Source organism: Streptomyces kronopolitis, assembly GCF_014646275.1.
Lineage (GTDB): Bacteria > Actinomycetota > Actinomycetes > Streptomycetales > Streptomycetaceae > Streptomyces > Streptomyces kronopolitis.
The window spans coordinates 98,888-117,306 of record NZ_BMND01000017.1 but is presented as its reverse complement, the minus strand read 5'-3'; the positions used below and the strand labels follow the sequence as shown (position 1 = coordinate 117,306).

General features: G+C 72.7%; 16 protein-coding genes. 5 read left to right on the top strand and 11 right to left on the bottom strand.

The annotated features are described in order from the left end of the window. Window positions 1-153 precede the first annotated feature (153 nt). The 4 genes from IEY78_RS19520 (at window position 154) to IEY78_RS19505 (ending at window position 4,442) form a co-directional block, all read left to right on the top strand. Window positions 154-894: an ABC transporter ATP-binding protein gene (locus tag IEY78_RS19520; protein WP_189099999.1), complete on the top strand. Its 741-nt coding sequence runs from the start codon at window positions 154-156 to the stop codon at window positions 892-894. Next, complete coding sequence (locus IEY78_RS19515) at window positions 876-2,048, top strand: hypothetical protein (RefSeq protein ID WP_189099997.1); 1,173 nt, start codon at window positions 876-878, stop codon at window positions 2,046-2,048. Before IEY78_RS19520 ends, IEY78_RS19515 begins: the two co-directional genes overlap by 19 nt. Window positions 2,049-2,170: 122 nt before the next feature. Next, entirely contained in the window at window positions 2,171-3,346 is a 1,176-nt protein-coding gene (locus IEY78_RS19510) for an LOG family protein (RefSeq protein ID WP_189099995.1), read from the top strand. Window positions 3,347-3,512: 166 nt separating this feature from the next. Beyond that, window positions 3,513-4,442 carry a DMT family protein gene (locus IEY78_RS19505; protein ID WP_189099994.1) on the top strand — a complete coding sequence of 310 codons (930 nt, stop codon included), beginning with the start codon at window positions 3,513-3,515 and terminating at the stop codon, window positions 4,440-4,442. A gap of 74 nt (window positions 4,443-4,516) precedes the next feature. Here the strand turns inward: IEY78_RS19505 and IEY78_RS19500 are convergent, their stop codons facing one another. From IEY78_RS19500 to rpsB, 10 genes are all read right to left on the bottom strand, one after another. Beyond that, entirely contained in the window at window positions 4,517-5,593 is a 1,077-nt protein-coding gene (locus IEY78_RS19500) for an ABC transporter ATP-binding protein (RefSeq protein ID WP_189099992.1), read from the bottom strand. Continuing rightward, entirely contained in the window at window positions 5,594-7,261 is a 1,668-nt protein-coding gene (locus tag IEY78_RS19495; RefSeq protein WP_229700050.1) for an ABC transporter permease, read from the bottom strand. 38 nt (window positions 7,262-7,299) lie between these two features. After that, entirely contained in the window at window positions 7,300-8,370 is a 1,071-nt protein-coding gene (locus tag IEY78_RS19490; protein WP_189099988.1) for a thiamine ABC transporter substrate-binding protein, read from the bottom strand. A 259-nt stretch (window positions 8,371-8,629) separates the two neighbouring features. After that, window positions 8,630-9,736 (bottom strand): dual-specificity RNA methyltransferase RlmN, encoded by a 1,107-nt coding sequence (rlmN, locus tag IEY78_RS19485; protein WP_189099986.1) that lies wholly within the window; start codon window positions 9,734-9,736, stop codon window positions 8,630-8,632. Between the two features lie 191 nt (window positions 9,737-9,927). After that, entirely contained in the window at window positions 9,928-10,293 is a 366-nt protein-coding gene (locus IEY78_RS19480) for an RNHCP domain-containing protein (protein ID WP_189100063.1), read from the bottom strand. Between the two features lie 600 nt (window positions 10,294-10,893). Continuing rightward, window positions 10,894-12,060 carry a phosphatidate cytidylyltransferase gene (locus IEY78_RS19475; protein WP_189099984.1) on the bottom strand — a complete coding sequence of 389 codons (1,167 nt, stop codon included), beginning with the start codon at window positions 12,058-12,060 and terminating at the stop codon, window positions 10,894-10,896. Further along, a complete protein-coding gene (frr, locus tag IEY78_RS19470) occupies window positions 12,060-12,617 on the bottom strand; it encodes a ribosome recycling factor (protein WP_006602824.1) in 558 nt (185 codons plus the stop codon). The genes IEY78_RS19475 and frr overlap by 1 nt, the downstream gene beginning before the upstream one ends. A 175-nt stretch (window positions 12,618-12,792) precedes the next feature. After that, the gene (gene pyrH / locus IEY78_RS19465; RefSeq protein ID WP_189099982.1) at window positions 12,793-13,563 is read right to left on the bottom strand and encodes a UMP kinase; all 771 of its coding nucleotides are present in this window, start codon (window positions 13,561-13,563) and stop codon (window positions 12,793-12,795) included. A gap of 162 nt (window positions 13,564-13,725) precedes the next feature. Beyond that, window positions 13,726-14,562, bottom strand: a complete 837-nt coding sequence (gene tsf, locus IEY78_RS19460; protein ID WP_189099980.1) for a translation elongation factor Ts — start codon at window positions 14,560-14,562, stop codon at window positions 13,726-13,728. Between the two features lie 108 nt (window positions 14,563-14,670). Beyond that, window positions 14,671-15,591: a 30S ribosomal protein S2 gene (gene rpsB / locus IEY78_RS19455; RefSeq protein ID WP_189099978.1), complete on the bottom strand. Its 921-nt coding sequence runs from the start codon at window positions 15,589-15,591 to the stop codon at window positions 14,671-14,673. Between the two features lie 339 nt (window positions 15,592-15,930). Between rpsB and IEY78_RS35170 the strand changes: the two genes are divergently transcribed. Then, window positions 15,931-17,436, top strand: a complete 1,506-nt coding sequence (locus tag IEY78_RS35170) for a murein hydrolase activator EnvC family protein (protein WP_373294195.1) — start codon at window positions 15,931-15,933, stop codon at window positions 17,434-17,436. A gap of 371 nt (window positions 17,437-17,807) precedes the next feature. On the opposite strand, the gene IEY78_RS19445 is transcribed toward IEY78_RS35170, so the two are convergent. Further along, window positions 17,808-18,347 carry a TetR/AcrR family transcriptional regulator gene (locus IEY78_RS19445; protein WP_189100061.1) on the bottom strand — a complete coding sequence of 180 codons (540 nt, stop codon included), beginning with the start codon at window positions 18,345-18,347 and terminating at the stop codon, window positions 17,808-17,810. Window positions 18,348-18,419 lie beyond the last annotated feature (72 nt).

Genomic DNA, 18,419 nt, shown 5'->3' with positions numbered 1-18,419 from the left:
CACTTCAAGCCATACGAGTGAATCTGGGCCGTTGTGCTGCCAAGCGACGAATACCGGGGGTCACCAGTACTTACCGTGCTAGGGACCGATACCCTCCATGGTCGTTCACCCGGTCGGGGGAACGATTCGACGCCTACAACAAGAGGTGCGCAGATGGTGGCCCCGCCTGACAACGACGTTCTCTGGGCCCGCGGCCTGCACCACACACACGGCGGCACCTCCGCCCTCGCCGGGGTCTCCGTCGGCGTCCGCGAAGGCGAGATCCTCGCCGTCACCGGCCCGCGCGGCAGTGGCAAGACCACCCTCCTGAAATGTCTCTCCGGCCAGCTCGTCCCGACCGAGGGCGAGGTCTGGTTCAACAGCTCCCCCGTGCACACCCTGTCCTCCCCCAGCCGTGAGCGGCTGCGCCTGGACCGGTTCGGCTGGATCGACACCGAACCGCACCTCGTGCACGAGCTGACCGCCTGGGAGAACGCCGCCCTCCCCCTCCTGCTCCGCGGCACCGGCACCCGCTCGGCCAAGCACACCGCCCTCGAATGGCTCGACCGCCTCGACGTCGGCATGTGCGCCGGGCACCGCCCCGCCAAGCTCGACCAGTCCCAGCGCCAGCGCGTGGCCATCGCCCGCGCCCTCGCGACCACCCCCCAGGTGCTGTTCGCCGACGAGCCGACCGCCCCGCTGCACCGCACCGACGGCACCCAGGTGCTGCGCACCCTGACCACCGCGGCCCGCTCGCACCAGATCACCGTGGTCCTGGCCACCCACGACCCGGACGTGGCCACGCTCGCCGACCGGACCGTGGCGCTGCTCGACGGCCGCCGGTCGAACGCCGCCCCGGACACCTCCGGCTCCTCCGATGAGGAAAGCAGGGCAGCGTGCTCGCTCTCCGTCTAGCCCGCGGCTCGCACCCCCTCGTCCAGCTGCGCCGCCTGTCCGTCGCCGCCGCCGCGGCCGGCACCGGGTTCCTGCTGCTGTCCACCGTCGGCCACGCCGCCGGCCACCCGTCCGCCGCCGAGGAATCGCTGGTGCGGCTGCTGTGGTGCGCGGCGCCGCTGGCGGCCACCGCCCAGTTCGCGGTCTCCACCGCCCGCACGGACCCCGCCGCCCGGCTCCAGCGCGGGATGGCCGCGGCCGGCCTGGGCCCGCTGCGCCTGACCCTGCTCGCCACCGCCTCCACCGCGCTGACCTGCCTGCTCGGTGTCCTCCTCGCGCTGCTGGCCTTCCTGCGGCTGCGCGGCGACCTGGGCGGCCCGGGCGGCGCCGCCTCGCTCGGCATCGACTCCGATCTGCTCGGCGCCGGCCACCCGGTGCCGCTCGGCGGCGCCCTGCTGCTGCTCGCCACGGTGCCCCTGACCGCCGCGGTCGCCACCGCAGTCGCCCTGCGGCCGCGCGACGAGAACGGCTCCCGCGAGCGCGCGACCCGCCTGCGGACCGCGCCGCCCTCGGGCCTGCCCTGGGGCATCGCGCTGGCCGCGGCGGGCCTGGCGGTCGAGGCGTACGCCGGCGGCGGCCGGCACGCCACCGGCGGGCTGCTGCCGCTGCCCGGCCGGCTGATCGGCAGCCCGCCGGCCGTGCTCGCCGGCTGGGCGCTGTCCGCCTTCGGCCTGGTGCTGGCCGGTCCCGGGCTGGTGCATCTGTGCGGCCGGCTGCTGTGCGCCGGGCGGCCGGGCGCGCTGCGCCTGCTGTCCGGGCGGGTGCTCCAGGAGGAGTCGCACCGCCTGGGCCGCCCGCTGGGTGTCCTGTGCGCGGTCGCCTCCGCCGCGTTCGCCGCCGTGAAGGTCTACGAGGCCTCGCCCACCCGGCCGTTCGGCCCGCTCACCGCGGTCGGCGCGGCGGTGGTCCTCGCCTGTGTGACCGCCAGCGCGCTCACCGCCGCGCTCGAATCCCGCACGGCTCGCGCCCACACCACGGCCGCCCTGCGCCGGCTGGGGGCCTCCGCCTCCGTCCTGCACCGCGCGGCGGCCCTGCGCGGCGTGGCCCTGGTGGTCGTGCTGGCACCGCTGACCTGGACGGTCGCGGAGATGGCCACGCTTCCCCTGGTGCACTGAGGGACCGGCCGACGGGGGCGGGCCGGAAGAGGGTCGTCCGGCGGCGCGGGCGCACACATGCCGCGCCCCGGACCCGCCCCTGGGCCCCAGGGGCGTGGCACCGCGGTCCTACGATGACGCACGTGCAGTCGAATTCACCGGCCTCCGCCGCCCGCCGTTCCCCCGCCCCCGACGACCAGCGCGACCGCAGCGACCGCAGCGACCGCGAGATCGAGTCCCTGGAGGAGTTCGACCGGGTCCTCGCCTCGGGCAGCCTCGCCGGACACCGCGTTCAGTCCGTCGATCTGACGGACCGTACGTTCGCGCTGCTCAGCACGGACACCGCGGACTCCGTGTTCCTCGGCTGCGCCATGGAGGCGGCTGCCGACGCCAAGATACGGGCCGGGGGCGCGCTGGTCTTCCCGCCCGTGCCGGACCTGCCGTTCGACCCCTACCGGGGCGCGCTGTACGGCCCGGACGAGCTCTTCGCGGGGCTCACCGACGACGGTTACGACGCCACCCCGGACGCCCGCACCTACGACTGGTTCCAGCGGACCAAGGCGGACGGCGACATCTTCGCCTCGATGCTGCGCGGCATCCACGACGACGCCGTCTCCGACGCCCTGGACGAAGACCTCGCCGGTGCCCGGGTGGTGGGCATCATGGGCGGCCATGCACTGGAGCGCGGCTCGGCGGCCTACGCGGGCGCGGCCCGGCTCGGCCGCCGGCTGGCCCGCGGCGGCCTGACCGTGGCGACCGGCGGCGGGCCGGGCGCGATGGAGGCGGCGAACCTCGGCGCGTACGCCGCGCCGTTCGAGGACGGCATGCTCGACTCGGCGCTGGAACTCCTCGCCAAGACGCCGCACTTCGCCCCGTCGGTCACCGACTGGGCGCGGGCCGCCTTCGAGATACGGCGCGGCTGGCCGGACGGTGGCGCCTCGGTCGGCATCCCGACCTGGTTCTACGGGCACGAGCCGCCGAACGCCTTCGCCTCCCGCATCGCGAAGTACTTCGTCAACGCGGTGCGCGAGGACGGCCTGCTGGCGCGTTCGCGGGCCGGCGTGGTGTTCCTGCCGGGCGCGGCCGGGACCGTCCAGGAGGTCTTCGACAACGCGACCCCCAACTACTACGGCTCACGGGGCGAGCCGGCCCCCATGGTGCTGGTGGACCGCGCGCACTGGACCGAGCACCTCCCCGCCTGGCCGCTGCTGCGGGCGCTGGCGGCCGAGCGTCCGATGGCGGCCCGGATCGCGCTGGTCGACTCGGTGGACGAGGTCCCGGACACGCTGGCCCGGCTCACCGCCGGGGAGCCGGCCTGACCCGGCCGCGGGCGGCGGCCGCACTCCCCCGCCGGGCCCGTGGCCGTGCGGGCAGGACGTCCGTACGAGTGTGTTTGGCCGCGGCAGGCAACTCCGGTCCCCGATTGCACGTCTGCCAGTCCGGCAGTGCACGGACAACGGGGACAGCGGGCGAACGGAGCTCTTGGTGATCATCGGTCTTCTGACGGCCGTGGCGGCCTCGGCCGGCTACGGCACGGGATCGGTTCTGCAGGCGCTGGGCTCGCGCAAGTCCGCCCGCCGGGAGGCCGCCAAGGCCTCCGCCTCCGGCGTCACCCAGCACGGCGGCCCCAGCCTGGCGTCCACCGCGAAGGCGGCGGTGACCTGGGAGTTCATGCTGGGCACGGTGCTGGACTTCGTGGGGTTCGGGCTCGGTGCGCTGGCGGCCCGGCTGCTGCCGCTGTTCCTCTCGCAGACCGTGATCAGCGCCAACCTCGTGATCACCGCCGTGCTGAGCGTCAAGCTCCTGGGCCTGCGCCTCTCCCGCGCCGAGTGGACCTCGATCGCGGTGGTCTGTTCGGCGCTGGTGCTGCTGGCGACGGCCGCCGGGCCGGAGGGCGGCGGCCACACCCCGCTCGCCGCCCACTGGTGGCTGCTGGCCGCCTCCGTCGTGCTCGTCGGCGGCGGCACCGTGGTCGTGCGGCTGCTCGGCGCGCGGGCCGCGATCCTCGCGGGGCTCTTCTCCGGCCTGGGCTTCGGCGCGCTCGGCATCGGTGTGCGGGTCCTCAACGGCGTCGAGCCCTTCGACCTGCCGTCGCTGCTCGGCGACCCCGCGCTGTACGCGATCCTGGTCGCCGGTCTCGGCGGGATGTACCTGCACACCGTCGCCCTCCAGCTGGGCTCGGTGAACGGTGCCACGGCGGCGCTGGTGGTGGGCGAGACGGTGGTCCCCGGCGTGCTCGGGGTGCTGTGGCTGGGCGACTCGTCCCGGCCGGGCTTCGCCTGGGTCGCCGTGCTGGGCTTCGTGGTGGCGGTGGCCGGGGCCGTCGCGGTGGCCTGGTTCGGCGAGCCCGAGCCGGGGGCGGGGGCGGACCCGGCGCCGGCCGGTGAGGTGCCCGCCGGGACCGCGGCACGCTGAGTCACCCGGTTTCCGCGGCCCGTACGTCCGTCCCGCGGACGCCCGGGCCCGCCCGGCCCCGGCGTCCCGTGCGGTCAGTCCGCCGGTCCCCCGGCGTCCAGCACCACCACGTCCCGTTCGGCGAAGGAGAGCCCCACCCGCGCGCCCACCTCGGGCGCGTCCCGCAGGGGGCAGGCCGCCTCCAGCCGCGGTCCGGCGGCGGGCTCCAGCAGCAGCGAGACATGGGTGCCGCGGAACGTCCGGGCCTCGACCGTGGCGTTCAAGCCTTCCGGGGCGGCCGTCAGCCGGACCCCGGCCGGGCGGACGAGCAGCCGGCAGGGCCCGTCCGCGGTGCCGTCCGGGACCGGCACCGCGCCCCAGGGGGTGGCGGCCGCCCGGCCCCGCACCGTCGCTTCGACCACGTTGTCGAAGCCGAGGAAGCGGGCGACGAATTCCGAGGCGGGCCGCTGCCAGACCTCCAGGGGGGTGCCGCTCTGCGCGATCCGGCCCTCGTGCATCACCACGACCCGGTCGGCGAGCGCGAAGGCCTCGCCCTGGTCGTGGGTGACGGCGAGCACGGTCGTGCCCAACTCCCGGAAGAGTGAGCGCAGTTCGACGACGAGCCGTTCGCGCAGCCCGCGGTCGAGCTGGCCCAGCGGCTCGTCCAGCATCAGCAGCCGGGGGCGGGGTGCCAGCGCGCGGGCCAGCGCGACCCGCTGCTGCTCCCCGCCGGACAGCGAGGCGACGGCCCGCCGCTGGGTGCCCGGCAGCCCCACGAGGTCGAGGAGTCCGGCGACCGCCCGCTCCCGCTCGGCGCGCGAGACCCCCCGCATCCGCAGCCCGAAGGCGACATTGCCCGCGACATCGTGCTGCGGGAAGAGCTGGTGGTCCTGGAACATCAGGCCGACCCCGCGCCGGTGCGCGGGCACCCCCCGCTGCTCGCGTCCCTCCAGCAGCACCTGCCCGGCGTCGGCCTGCTGGAGACCGGCGACCACCCGCAGCAGGGTGGACTTGCCGCTGCCGCTCGGCCCCAGGACGCACACGATCTCCCGCGCGGCCACGTCCAGGTCCACCGCGTCGAGCGCGGGCGGCCCGGCCGCGGTGAAGCGGACGCTCACCCCGCCCAGCCGCAGCAGCTCCGGCTCCCGTGCGGTGGTGTGCTCTGCCGTCATCTAGAACTCCCCGGAGTGGTCGGCGGGACGCAGGCGCTCCAGTACCAGCAGGGCGCCGGCACACACGACCATCAAGAGGTTCGACAGCGCCATCGCCTGCCCGTAGTTGGTCTCCCCCGCGCGCCCCAGCAGGCGGGCCACGGCGACCGGCAGCGTCGGCCGGTCCGGCCGCGCGATGAAGACCGTCGCGCCGAACTCGCCCAGCGACACCGCGAAGGCGAAGCCCGCCGCGATCAGCAGCGCCCGCCGCACCAGCGGCAGGTCGACCTCGCGCCAGGCCCGCCAGGGCGAGGCGCCGAGCACGGCGGCGGCCTCCCGCAGCCGCACGTCGACGGCCCGCAGGACCGGCAGCATCGTGCGGACCACGAACGGCACGCCCACCAGCGCCTGGGCGAGCGGCACCAGCCACCAGGAGGCGCGCAGGTCCAGCGGCGGGGTGTCGAGGCTGATCAGGAACCCGAAGCCGACGGTCACCGCGGACACCCCGAGCGGCAGCATCAGCAGCACGTCGAAGCCGCGCACGAACCGGCTGATCGCGGGCGTCCGTCCGGACGGGCCGCGGCGCAGCCGGGGCAGCGTCAGCACCGCGGCGGCCAGCCCGCCCACCACTACGGCGATGACGGTGGCCGCTGCCCCGTAGGCCAGGGAGTTCCACAGGGCGTCCAGGGGGGCGACGGAGAAGGTGCCCTCGGCGCTCGCCGCGGAGCGCAGCGAGGTGTAGAAGACCGTGCTGTAGCCGTCCGGCCCGGCGAACGACCGCTCGACCAGTACCACCAGCGGCGCCAGCAGCAGGACGGCGATGACGGCGAGGGTGCCCCACAGCAGCGCCCACTGGCCGCCGCCGCGCGGCCGGCGGGCGGTCCGCGAGGCGTCCACCAGCCGCAGCGCGGACTCCCGGCGGCGCACGGTCCAGGCGTGCACCGCCAGCACGCCCAGGACCGCGGCGAACTGGACGAGGGTGAGCACCGCGGCGGTCGGCAGATCCAGGAAGTCCGCGGTCTGCCGGTAGATCTCCACCTCCAGCGTCGAGAAGGTGGGCCCGCCCAGGATCTGCACCACCCCGAAGGAGGTGAAGGTGAAGAGGAAGACCATCAGGGCGGCGGCCGCGACGGCGGGGCCCAGCGCGGGCAGCGTCACCCGCCGCCAGGCCGCGAGGCGCCCGGCGCCCAGCACCCGCGCCGCCTCCTCCTGCCGCGGATCGAGCTGCCCCCACAGGCCGCCGACGGTGCGGACGACCACGGCGTAGTTGAAGAAGACATGCGCCAGCAGGATCGCCCACACCGAGGTGTCCAGGCGCACCCCCCACAGCTCGTCCAGCAGCCCGCCCCGCCCGGCGAGCGCCAGGAACGCCGTGCCGACCACGACGGTGGGCAGCACGAACGGCACCGCCACCACGGCCCGCAGCAGCTGCTTGCCGGGGAACTCGAAGCGGGCGAAGACATAGGCGCCGGGCAGCGCGATCAGCAGGGTCAGCGCGGTGGAGGCGGCCGCCTGCCACACGGTGAACCACAGCACGTGTGCGATGTCCGGGTCGCCCAGCACCTCGCCGAACCGGCCGAACTGCCAGTGTCCGCCGTCCGTCAGCCCGCGCCCGACGATCGCCACGACCGGATAGGCGAAGAACAGCGCGAAGAAGGCGAGCGGCACGGCCAGCAGACCGAGCCGCACCGCCGTCCCCTTCACGGGCCCGCGGCCGCGGCGGCGGGCTACTTCAGAACGAGCGAGGACCACTGCTTGATCCACTGTTCGCGGTTGCGGGTGATCGTCTCCGGGGCGAGCGTCGCCGGCTTGCCGATGGTGGCGCCGTACTTGGTGAACACCTCCGGCACCGCGGCGTCCGTGCGGGCCGGGTGGACGAACATCTGGAGCGGCTCGTCCTCCTGGAACCGCTTGCTCAGAAGGAAGTCCAGCAGCGCCTTGCCGCCCTTCTCGTTCGGCGCGCCCTTGAGCAGACCGCCGAACTCGATCTGCCGGAAGCAGGTGCCGGTCGCGACCCCGGTGGGTGCCTGGCGGGGCGCCGGCTTCTTACCGAGCACCTCGGCCGGCGGGCTGGAGGCGTAGGAGACCACCAGCGGCTTGTCGCCCTTGCCCTTGCTCGCCGCGGAGCCCGAGAAGCGCTGGTTGTAGGCCTGCTCCCAACTGTCGACGACCTCGACGCCGTTGGCCTTGAGCTTCTTCCAGTAGCCCTGCCAACCGCCCTTGCCGTAGGCGGCGACGGTGCCGAGCTGGAAGGCGAGCCCCGGCGAGGAGGTCGCCGAGTTCTCCGTGACGAGCAGCCCCTTGTACCGGGGCTTGATCAGGTCGTCGAAGGTCTTCGGCGGCGCGATCTTGTGCCGGGCGAAGTAGCCGCGGTCGTAGTTGACGCAGATGTCGCCGTAGTCGAGCGGGGTGACGCGGTGCCGGGCCTTGTCCAGCTGGAGCCCGGCCGGGACGTGCTCCAGTCCCTTGGCCTCGTACGGGCTGAAGAGGCCCTCGTCCAGGCCGCGCGAGAGCAGGGTGTTGTCGATGCCGAAGAAGACATCGCCCTGCGGGTTGCCCTTGGACAGGATCGCCTGGTTGACGGCCTTGCCGGCGTCCCCGCCCTTGAGGACGCGGACCTTGTAGCCGCTCTGCTTCTCGAAGGCGGCGAGCACGGGCTTGGACACGCTGAACGAGTCATGGCTGACCAGCGTGACGGTCTTGGCGTCCGCACCGCCGGGGGCGCCGCAGCCGGCGAGCGCGGCCGCGCCCAGGGCGGCGGCGACGGCCGCCGCGGTGATTCTGCTGGTGGTGCTCACTGGATGTCCTCCTGGCTGGCCAGGACGAGACGCTGCCCTGCCCGCACCCCACGGCTCGTGGCGTACGGGGACGCACCGAGGAGACTGCGGGCAGGGCACAACAGCATGAGTGACGACCGAGCTTCCTACCCGGAATGACCCGGGCGAGGTTCAAGGGTCTGCGGGCACCGTAGGACTACGGCGCTTCCGCACTCTCAGCGCTGTGGCGCTCCCCTGTCGGAATGTGTATGTGTTCGATCACACGGTACCAGCGGGGCGGTCAGCGCTCCGAGGCCGCCAGCTGCCCGCAGGCCCCGTCGATCTCCTGCCCGCGGGTGTCGCGGACGGTCACCGGCACCCCGTGCGCCTCGATGGCCTGCACGAACGCCCGCTCGTCCTCGGGCCGCGACGCGGTCCACTTCGAGCCCGGCGTCGGGTTCAGCGGAATGAGGTTCACATGGACGCGCTTGCCCTTCAGCAGCCGTCCCAGCAGGTCACCGCGCCACGCCTGGTCGTTGATGTCCCGGATCAGCGCGTACTCGATCGAGATCCGCCGCCCGGACTTCTCCGCGTACTCCCACGCCGCGTCCAGCACCTCACGCACCTTCCAGCGCGTGTTGACGGGCACCAGGGTGTCCCGCAGCTCGTCGTCGGGCGCGTGCAGCGACACGGCCAGCCGGCACTTGAAGCCCTCGTCGGCGAACCGCAGCATCGCCGGCACCAGCCCGACCGTCGAGACGGTGATGCCCCGCTGCGACAGCCCCAGCCCGTCAGGCTCGGGGTCGGTCAGCCGCCGGATCGCGCCGACCACCCGCTTGTAGTTGGCGAGCGGCTCCCCCATCCCCATGAAGACGATGTTGGACAGCCGCGCCGGCCCGCCCGGCACCTCGCCGTCGCGCAGCGCACGCATCCCGTCGACGATCTGGTGCACGATCTCGGCGGTCGACAGATTGCGGTCGAGACCCGCCTGCCCCGTCGCGCAGAACGGGCAGTTCATCCCGCAGCCGGCCTGCGAGGAGATGCACATGGTGACCCGGTCCGGATACCGCATCAGCACCGACTCGACGAGCGTCCCGTCGTGCAGCTTCCACAGCGTCTTGCGCGTGGTGTCCTCATCGCACGAGATGTGCCGCATGACCGTCATCAGCTCGGGCAGCAGCGCACCCGCCAGCTTCTCCCGCGCCGCCGCCGGGATGTCGGTCCACTGCGCCGGGTCATGCGCATAGCGGGCGAAATAGTGCTGCGACAGCTGCTTCGCGCGAAACGGCTTCTCCCCCACCGCGGCCACCGCTTCGCGGCGCTCCACAGGGGTGAGATCAGCAAGGTGCCGCGGCGGCTTCTTGGCCCCGCGCGGCGCGACAAAAGTAAGTTCTCCGGGTGCAGGCATGGTGCGTCCAGTGTGGCAGATCGCCGGGGGCCGCCTCGGCGGGTACGGGGTGGGGGCCGTCACCCTCGGACTGCACCATCGTCGCTGGTCGTAGCGGCAACATGACCGTGGGTTCACCGGCCGGGGGTCCGGACCGCGTACTCCATGTGGCAGACCGGTGCGGCCCCCGCCGGGGCGGGGGCCGCGAGGCGTCAGACGAGCCTCCGGGGGCGGGCGGACCGCCCCGCTTCGTGGCGGCTGATCCCCGTGCGCATCACGGCGAGGACCTGGTCGAGGTCGTCGCCCTGGCCGGGGTCGTCGGCCATGCGGTTGCGACGGCGGACGCCGCAGCCGGTGCAGCGGTGGACGATCATGTAGCCCTTGGTGGAGTGGTGGTCGACGGCCTCCGGGCGCATCAGCGCCCGGCAGTCGCCGGCCCGGTCTCCGGGGCTGACGTCCACGTGCAGGGAGTACAGGCACCGCGGGCAGTGGTTGCGGTAGCTCCCGTTGACCAGGGGCGCGACCGCCGTGCCGCAGTTGCCGCAGGTGAAGCCGGTGTTCTCGGTGGTTCTGCTGATGGTGCTGCTCCTCGGCGAGTCGAAGGGATCTTCAACTCGGAGGCGCAGGGTTCCGTTGGCTCTCCCCCATGAAGGGGTCTCAGGCTCGGCTGGTGAGGGACGCGGTTCACCGCTCGCTTCCCGTGCGGGCGATTACTTCCGGCTCCAGCTTCATCAGGGCGTGCTCACATCCCTGAATCCGGACCACGACCGGGTTTGTCGGTTTGTCCCGGTCACTGTCACGCGGGCCTCCCCACGTGCCGCCGGTAGGTGTCGGTCCAGCCTCACTGACGTCGGCGCCGTCCCCCGTCAGGCAGCACCTGCAGCGGTAGAGCGCTTCTTGATCACGCCACCTCCTTGTCCGGGTCGCGGGGTGCGCCGAAGCCGCCGAACGGCTTCGGAGGGTGATGTCCACTTTATGCCGTGACGCCCCGGGACCGGTATGACTTTTCCGAAGGGCTGGGGAGGGCTCCGGAGGGCTGAGGGCGGCGGCACACCCAAACCCCGGCGCCCCGCCCGGCATCACCGGACGCCCACCTGCCCGCACGCCCCGCCCCTGCACACGACAAAGCGGGGGCGGACCGGAAGACCCGGCCCGCCCCCGCCACACCGTCCCGTGCGTCAGCCGGACCCCACGAACACCACGAACAGCAGCCAGACGACCGGCGCGGTCGGCAGCAGGGAGTCGAGGCGGTCCATGATGCCGCCGTGACCGGGCAGCAGGGTGCCCATGTCCTTGATGCCGAGGTCCCGCTTGATCATGGACTCGCCGAGGTCGCCGAGGGTGGCGCTGGCCGCGACCGCGAGGCCGAGCAGCAGGCCCTGCCACCAGGCGCCGTGCGCGATCAGGAACTCCATGCACAGCGCGCCGGCCACCATCGCGAAGAGCACCGCGCCGACGAGGCCCTCGCGGGTCTTGCCGGGGCTGATGCGCGGGGCGAGCTTGGTCTTGCCGAAGCGCCAGCCGACCGCGTACGCGCCGGTGTCGCTGACGACCGTCAGCAGCAGGAAGGTCAGCACCCGCTGCGGCCCGTCCGCCTCGGCCGCGAGCATCAGCGCCACGAACGTCGCGAGGAACGGCACGTAGAACGCGGCGAAGACCCCGGCGGTGACGTCCCGCAGGTAGTTCTCGGGCACCTCGGTCATCCGCCAGACGAGGACGGCGAGCGCGGTGAGCGCCATCGCCACCCAGGCGCCCTCGGCACCGCGGACGTACCCCGCGACGACCATGGCGGTGCCGCCGACCGCGAGCGGCACCAGCGGCACCTTGATGTCCTTGCGCTCGGCCAGCCGCGAGGTCAGTTCCCACAGGCCCACGACCACGGCGATCGCTATCACGCCGATGAAGACGGGCTTGTAGACGAAGAGCGACGCAACGATGATCACGCCGAGCCCGACGCCGACCCCTATCGCGGCACGGAGGTTGCGGCCCGCGCTCTTCTTCTTCGGCTTCTCTGGGTCCGGCGCGCTGTCGGACCCGGAACGAGAGGTGGGCATGGGCTCCTGCGGCTTTTCGTCGCGGAACAGGGGGCCGCTCAGGCGAGCAGCCCCCCGGTCGTCCAGGTGATCCCGGTTTTCCCGGATATCCCGATGTTCCCGGTTGTCGTCCTGGTGTCCGCCTGGCCCGGGCACAACGGGCATGGGCCGAGTCTGCGCCGCGTCGCCCCAGTCGTACACGGGACCCGCCGGGACGGGGGGCGCCACCCCGCGAAGCGAGGAGGCCGGTGCGTGGTCGGGTGGTCCCCATTGACCGGCGCCGGGCGGGGCCCCCCAGGAAGACTCGTTCATCAGACCTCGAGGAGCTCGGATTCCTTGTGCTTGAGGAGCTCGTCCACCTGCGCGACGTACTTCGCGGTGGTGTCGTCGAGCTCCTTCTCGGCGCGGCGCACCTCGTCCTCGCCGGACTCCTTGTCCTTGACGAGCTTGTCGAGGGTCTCCTTGGCCTTGCGGCGCACGCTGCGGATCGAGATCTTCGCGTCCTCGCCCTTGTTCTTGGCGACCTTGATGAACTCCTTGCGGCGCTCCTCGGTCAGCTCCGGGAAGGTCACCCGGATGATGTTGCCGTCGTTGCTCGGGTTGACGCCGAGGTCGGAGTCGCGGATCGCCTGCTCGATGTTGCGCAGCGCGCTCTTGTCGAACGGGGTCACCACGGCCATCCGCGGCTCGGGCACCGAGAACGACGCCAGCTGGTTGATCGGCGTCATGGCGCCGTAGTAGTCGGCCACGATCTTGTTGAACATCGCCGGGTGCGCACGCCCTGTGCGAATCGCGGCGAAGTCCTCCTTGGCGACCACGACGGCCTTCTCCATCTTCTCCTCGGCCTCGAGGAGGATCTCTTCGATCACCACTTGCTCCTGGTCTTTTCGGTAAGAAGCAGAGCCTCGCCCCTGCCGCACGTCTTCTCCTGCACGGTGTCCGACCGGCAGGCCGTTGTCCATCCCCGTACCGGGGTCTGCCCCGGGCCGGGAGTTGCCGCCCGTACCGGCCGATGCCCGTACGGAACCACGGCAGTTGGGGCCGTCAGGCCCGGGTGCCCTGATCGCTGACGAGCGTGCCGATCTTCTCACCCTTCACCGCACGCGCGATGTTGCCCTCGGCGAGCAGTTCGAACACGAGGATCGGGAGCTTGTTGTCCCGGCACAGGGTGATGGCGGTGGCGTCGGCGATCTTCAGGTCGCGGGTGATGACCTCGCCGTATTCGAGCGCGTCGAACTTGACCGCGTCCGGGTTCTTCTTGGGGTCGGAGTCGTAGACCCCGTCCACGCCGTTCTTGCCCATCAGCATGGCCTCGGCGTCGATCTCCAGGGCGCGCTGGGCGGCGGTGGTGTCGGTGGAGAAGTACGGCATGCCCATGCCGGCGCCGAAGATGACGACCCGGCCCTTCTCCAGGTGGCGCACCGCGCGCAGCGGGATGTACGGCTCGGCGACCTGGCCCATGGTGATGGCCGTCTGGACGCGGGAGTCGATGCCTTCCTTCTCCAGGAAGTCCTGGAGGGCCAGACAGTTCATGACGGTGCCGAGCATGCCCATGTAGTCAGAGCGTGCCCGGTCCATGCCGCGCTGCTGGAGTTCCGCGCCGCGGAAGAAGTTGCCGCCGCCGATCACGACGGCGATCTCGTATCCCTCGCGCACCACGGCGGCGATCTCGCGGGCCATCGCGTGCACGACGTCGGGGTCGACGCCCAGTCCGCCGCCGCCGGCGAACGCCTCGCCGGACAGCTTCAGCAGGAAGCGTTGCCGGCCGCCGTGACCGGCATGGTCGGAGTGCGCGCCGTCGGCACCGTGAATCATTGAGCTCTCCTCGTGCACATACGAAGAAGGCCATTGCCGTGGGTCTGGTCCAGATCCCTCTGCGGCAATGGCCTCCTCGTCACATCTGCGGTCGGCCGTTGAGCGGCCGACTGCGTACGACCCTAGCGGGGTCGCAGGTCATTCGCTGCCTTCGCGACAGGCTCAGGCGCCGACGCGGATGCGCGTGAAGCGCTTCAGCGTGACACCGGCCTCGTCCAGAACCTTCTGGACGGTCTTCTTGTTGTCCTTGGCGAACGGCTGCGCCAGCAGCGTGTTCTCCTTGAAGAAGCCGTTGACGCGACCCTCGACGATCTTCGGGAGGGCGGCCTCGGGCTTGCCCTCCTCCTTCGCGGTGGCCTCGGCGACACGACGCTCGTTCTCGACCACATCGGCCGGAATGTCGTCCTTGGAGAGGAACTTCGGCGCGAACGCGGCGATGTGCTGCGCGATGTCCTTCGCGACCTCGGCGTTCTCCTTGTCCAGCTCGACCAGGACGCCGACCTGCGGCGGGAGGTCGGGCATGGTGCGGTGCATGTACGCCGCGACGTAGCCGTCGGAGAACTGCGCGAAGCGGTCCAGGACGATCTTCTCGCCGAGGTTGGCGTTGGCCTCGTCGACGTACGCCTGGACGGTCTTGCCGGCCTCGATCTCGGAGGCGAGCAGGCTCTCCAGGTCGGCGGGCTTGGTGGCGGCGACGTGCGCGACGAGCGCGTTGGCGACGGCCTGGAACTTGTCACCCTTGGCGACGAAGTCCGTCTCGCACTTCAGCTCGAGCAGCACGCCCGCGGACGCGTCGTCGGCGATCACGGAGACGACGGCACCGTTCTCGGCCGTACGGCTCTCGCGCTTGGCGACGCCCTTCTGGCCCTTGACGCGCACGATCTCCACGGCCTTGTCGACGTTGCCGTCGGCCTCGTCCAGGGCCTTCTTGCAGTCCATCATGCCGGCGCCGGTGAGCTCGCGGAGCTTCTTGACGTCAGCGGCGGTGTAGTTCGCCATGGTCTGTGAATCTCTTCTCGAAATCTCGAAGTCGAAAGATCTACGGGTGGACGGCGGGGGCGGCGCCGGTGGCGCCCTCCCCCGCCGTCATCAGCCGGTTACTGCGGGTCAGGCCTGCTCGGCCGGCTTCTCGGCGTCGGCCGGCTTCTCAGCCTCGGCCTCGGCGGGGGCCTCGGCGACGGGGGCCTCGGCGACGGGGGCCTCGGCGGGCTTGTCCTCGGCCTTGGGGGCCTCGTCGTCAGCCTTCTTCTCGCCCTCGAGCAGGTCGCGCTCCCACTCGGCCAGCGGCTCGGCGGCAGCGGTCTTCTCGCCGGGCTTCTGGTCGCCGGTGGCGGCACCGGAGCGGGCGATGAGGCCCTCGGCGACGGCGTCGGCGATCACGCGGGTGAGCAGGGTGACGGAGCGGATCGCGTCGTCGTTGCCCGGGATCTTGTAGTCGACCTCGTCCGGGTCGCAGTTGGTGTCGAGGATCGCGACGACCGGGATGTTGAGCTTGCGCGCCTCGCCGACGGCGATGTGCTCCTTCTTGGTGTCCACGATCCAGACGGCGCTGGGCACCTTCTGCATCTCGCGGATACCACCGAGGGTCTTCTCCAGCTTGGCCTTCTCACGCGAGAGGACCAGGAGCTCCTTCTTGGTGAGGCCGGAGGCGGCCACATCCTCGAAGTCGATCTGCTCGAGCTCCTTCAGGCGCTGCAGGCGCTTGTAGACGGTCGAGAAGTTGGTCAGCATGCCGCCGAGCCAGCGCTGGTTCACGTAGGGCATGCCCACGCGGGTCGCCTGCTCGGCAATGGCCTCCTGGGCCTGCTTCTTCGTGCCGACGAACATGACCGAGCCGCCGTGGGCGACGGTCTCCTTGACGAACTCGTAGGCGCGGTCGATGTACGACAGCGACTGGAGCAGGTCGATGATGTAGATGCCGTTGCGCTCGGTGAAGATGAAGCGCTTCATCTTCGGGTTCCAGCGGCGGGTCTGGTGCCCGAAGTGGACGCCGCTCTCCAGCAGCTCCCGCATCGTGACGACGGCCATGGCCGTACTCCTTGTTGTTCTCGGTTTCACTGCGGCCGGGCGGCCGCGGTGCCTGACGCCCCGACGCGCCTGCCGGGAAGACACCTTGCGGAGCCGTCCGAGGACCGAGGAGCGCGGCCGTCGTGCTGCCCGAACGGGACTGGTGCACTGACGGCGGGGCGTGCGAAGTCGACCCGGTGACCCGGATCGCCACCAGAAGTGTACGGGACGGGCGACGCACCGGGCGACACGCACCTTTTCGAGCCCCGACCGGGTGACACGGTTGTCCACAACCGCCCGCTCGTCCACAGCCCCGGCCCAAGATCCCCACGCCTCCCCGCCCTGCGCCACCGTCGACCCATGCGACGACACACCCGACGAAATCCACCACTTCGATACCCACCGCTCCGATGCGGGCCGGTCGGCGGGCTCTCCGCCTTGGGCGGCTTCGGGCGGGAGGTACGGGCGAGGGTGGCCCCGGCCCGGAGGGGCCGGGCTCGAGGGGGCCGGGCGGGAGGGCTGTGGGTGCCGGGCTTCCGGTCTGCGGGGGCGTGGGCGCCTGGTCTCGGGGGTCCGAGGGCCTGGACGCCCGGCCTCGAGACTCGGGTGGCCGGGGCGCCGGGCTTTCGGTCCGCTGGGACCTGGGCTCCGGGCCTCGGGACTCCGGGAGCCGGGGCGCCGGGGGTCGGGATGCCGGGCTTCCGGTCTGCGGGGGCCTGGGCTCCGGGCCTCGGGATTCCAGGGGCCGGGGCGCCGGGTCTCGGAACTCCGGGAGCCGGGGCGCCGGGCCCGCTGCCCCCGGGAGGCCGGGCGCCGGACCCTCGGCTGCCGGACCCTCGGCCTCCGGTCCCACCCGAGGAACCGGCGGCTCACGGCCCAAGCTGTTTCTTCCCGGCCCGCGCCGTGGAAGTGCTGCTGGCCCCGGCCGCGGCTGCGGTACTCGCCGTCCTGGGCCCGGGCTTCACCACCGCTGCCGCCACCCCGGTGGCAGGTCCGGCGGCGGAGCACGGGGCCGCGGCAGCGGCCGGGCGGAGCGACGGCAACGCGTCCGCCGGCCACCGCGCTGAGCCCCCTGCCGAGGACCGGGCCTGGCCTGTGGCGGGACCGGCGGGGATACGGCCCTCGGTGCTGCGCGGCTGGGATCCTCCTCCGTCTCCCTGGGCAGCCGGGCACCGCGGCGTTGACCTGGGCTCATCCGCCGGCGCCGAGGTGCGGGCCGCCGCTCCTGGCCTGGTGGCGTTCGCGGGGACGGTGGCCGGCCGCGGCGTCCTGACCATCGAACTGTCCCACTCGGGCCGCCCTCCCTTACGCACCAGCTACGAACCGGTGGACCCCACGGTCCGCAAAGGGCAGCACGTCACAGCAGGTCAGAAGGTCGCAGTACTCCAACGCGGCCCGTTCCACTGCCGGGCCCCGTGCCTCCACTGGGGCCTGCGACGGGGCAAGACCTACCTGAACCCCCTGTCACTGCTCCCCCGCAGCATGCTCCTCGGCGGCCCATCACGCCTGCTCCCGATCTTCGGAGTCCCCGTCCCCTTGGACAACGGAGCGGCCAATCGTCCCCGGCCCCCGGAACCACCCGAACCAGCGGCTCACGCCCGACCCTCAACACCGACCCCAGCCGCCCTCCTGGGCACCCTCGGCCTCGCGGCCGCAGCCCTCTGGGCACTCGTCCGACTCCCGTCAACACGGTCCGCGAACAGGGGCGGCACGGGCGGCAGGGGCGGCAGGGGCGGCAGGGGCGGCAGGGGCGGCAGGGGCGGCAGGGGCGGCAGGGGCGGCAGGGGCAAGGAAAGCGTGCGGGCGAGGGCGGATAGCACCAGTAGCGGGGGTGGCGGGGCGCGCCGTGCAGGCGGGGGCGAGTAGGCCAGGGCTGATGCCGGTGGTCGGGATGCCCAGGGGGCGGCTTCGGTACCGGGCGTCGGACCACTGAGCGGGGAGCCACCAGAATGGCCCGGCGACCAAGGGGCGGGGGCACCGACCGGAGGGGTGGGGGCACTGGCCGGAGGGGTGGGGGCACCGGCCTGTGAGGCCGCCGCCGCAACAGGGCCTGAGACGCGAGGCCGCCACCGATGGGATACCGCCCGGTAAACCCACCGTGGTGGGCTGCCGCGGGCCACCACAAGCCAACGCGGGCCAACGCGGGACGGTACGACGTGCTGCCCGCCACTGGACACACGAGTGGGGGTGGGGTGGGGAGGGAGGGGTGGGGGGGCCGGGGGGGGAGGCCCCCCAGGTCAGCCGCGGACTCCGCGGAGGACCATCGCCACCGCCGCCTCCGTGATCTCCCCCGGGTCCTCCGCGGCGCCGAGTTCGATGCGGCGGACCGCGGAGTCGACGACGCCCTGGAGGAGCATGGCCGCGAGTCGGGGCTGCTCGTGGCCGAGGTCGGCGAGCGCTTCGACGATCATGGCGATGAGGCCGCCGTGCGCCGCGCGGATCTTCTCGCGGGCTCCGGCGTCCAGCTCGCCGGCCGAGATGGCGACGACGGCGCGGTGGCGGCGGTCGCCGACCAGGGCGAGTTGCCGGCGCACGTACGCCTCGATCTTCGCCTCGGGCGTGTCGGCCCGCTGCATCGCCGCTTCGACCTCCGCTGCCCATACCGGGAAGTCGACGGCGCACAGCTCCTCGACCACGGCGGCGCGCGAGCGGAAGTACTCGTACACGGAGGAGCGCGCGAGACCCGTGCGCTCGGCGAGGGCGGGGAAGGTCAGCGCTTCCGTTCCGCCTTCGGACAGCAGGGTGCGGGCGGCGTCCAGAAGGGCGCCGCGCTGCATCGTCCGGTGCTCGGCCACGGAGGCCGCTCGAATCCTTGGCACGCCACCACTCTACGGATGGCGCACCGGCCG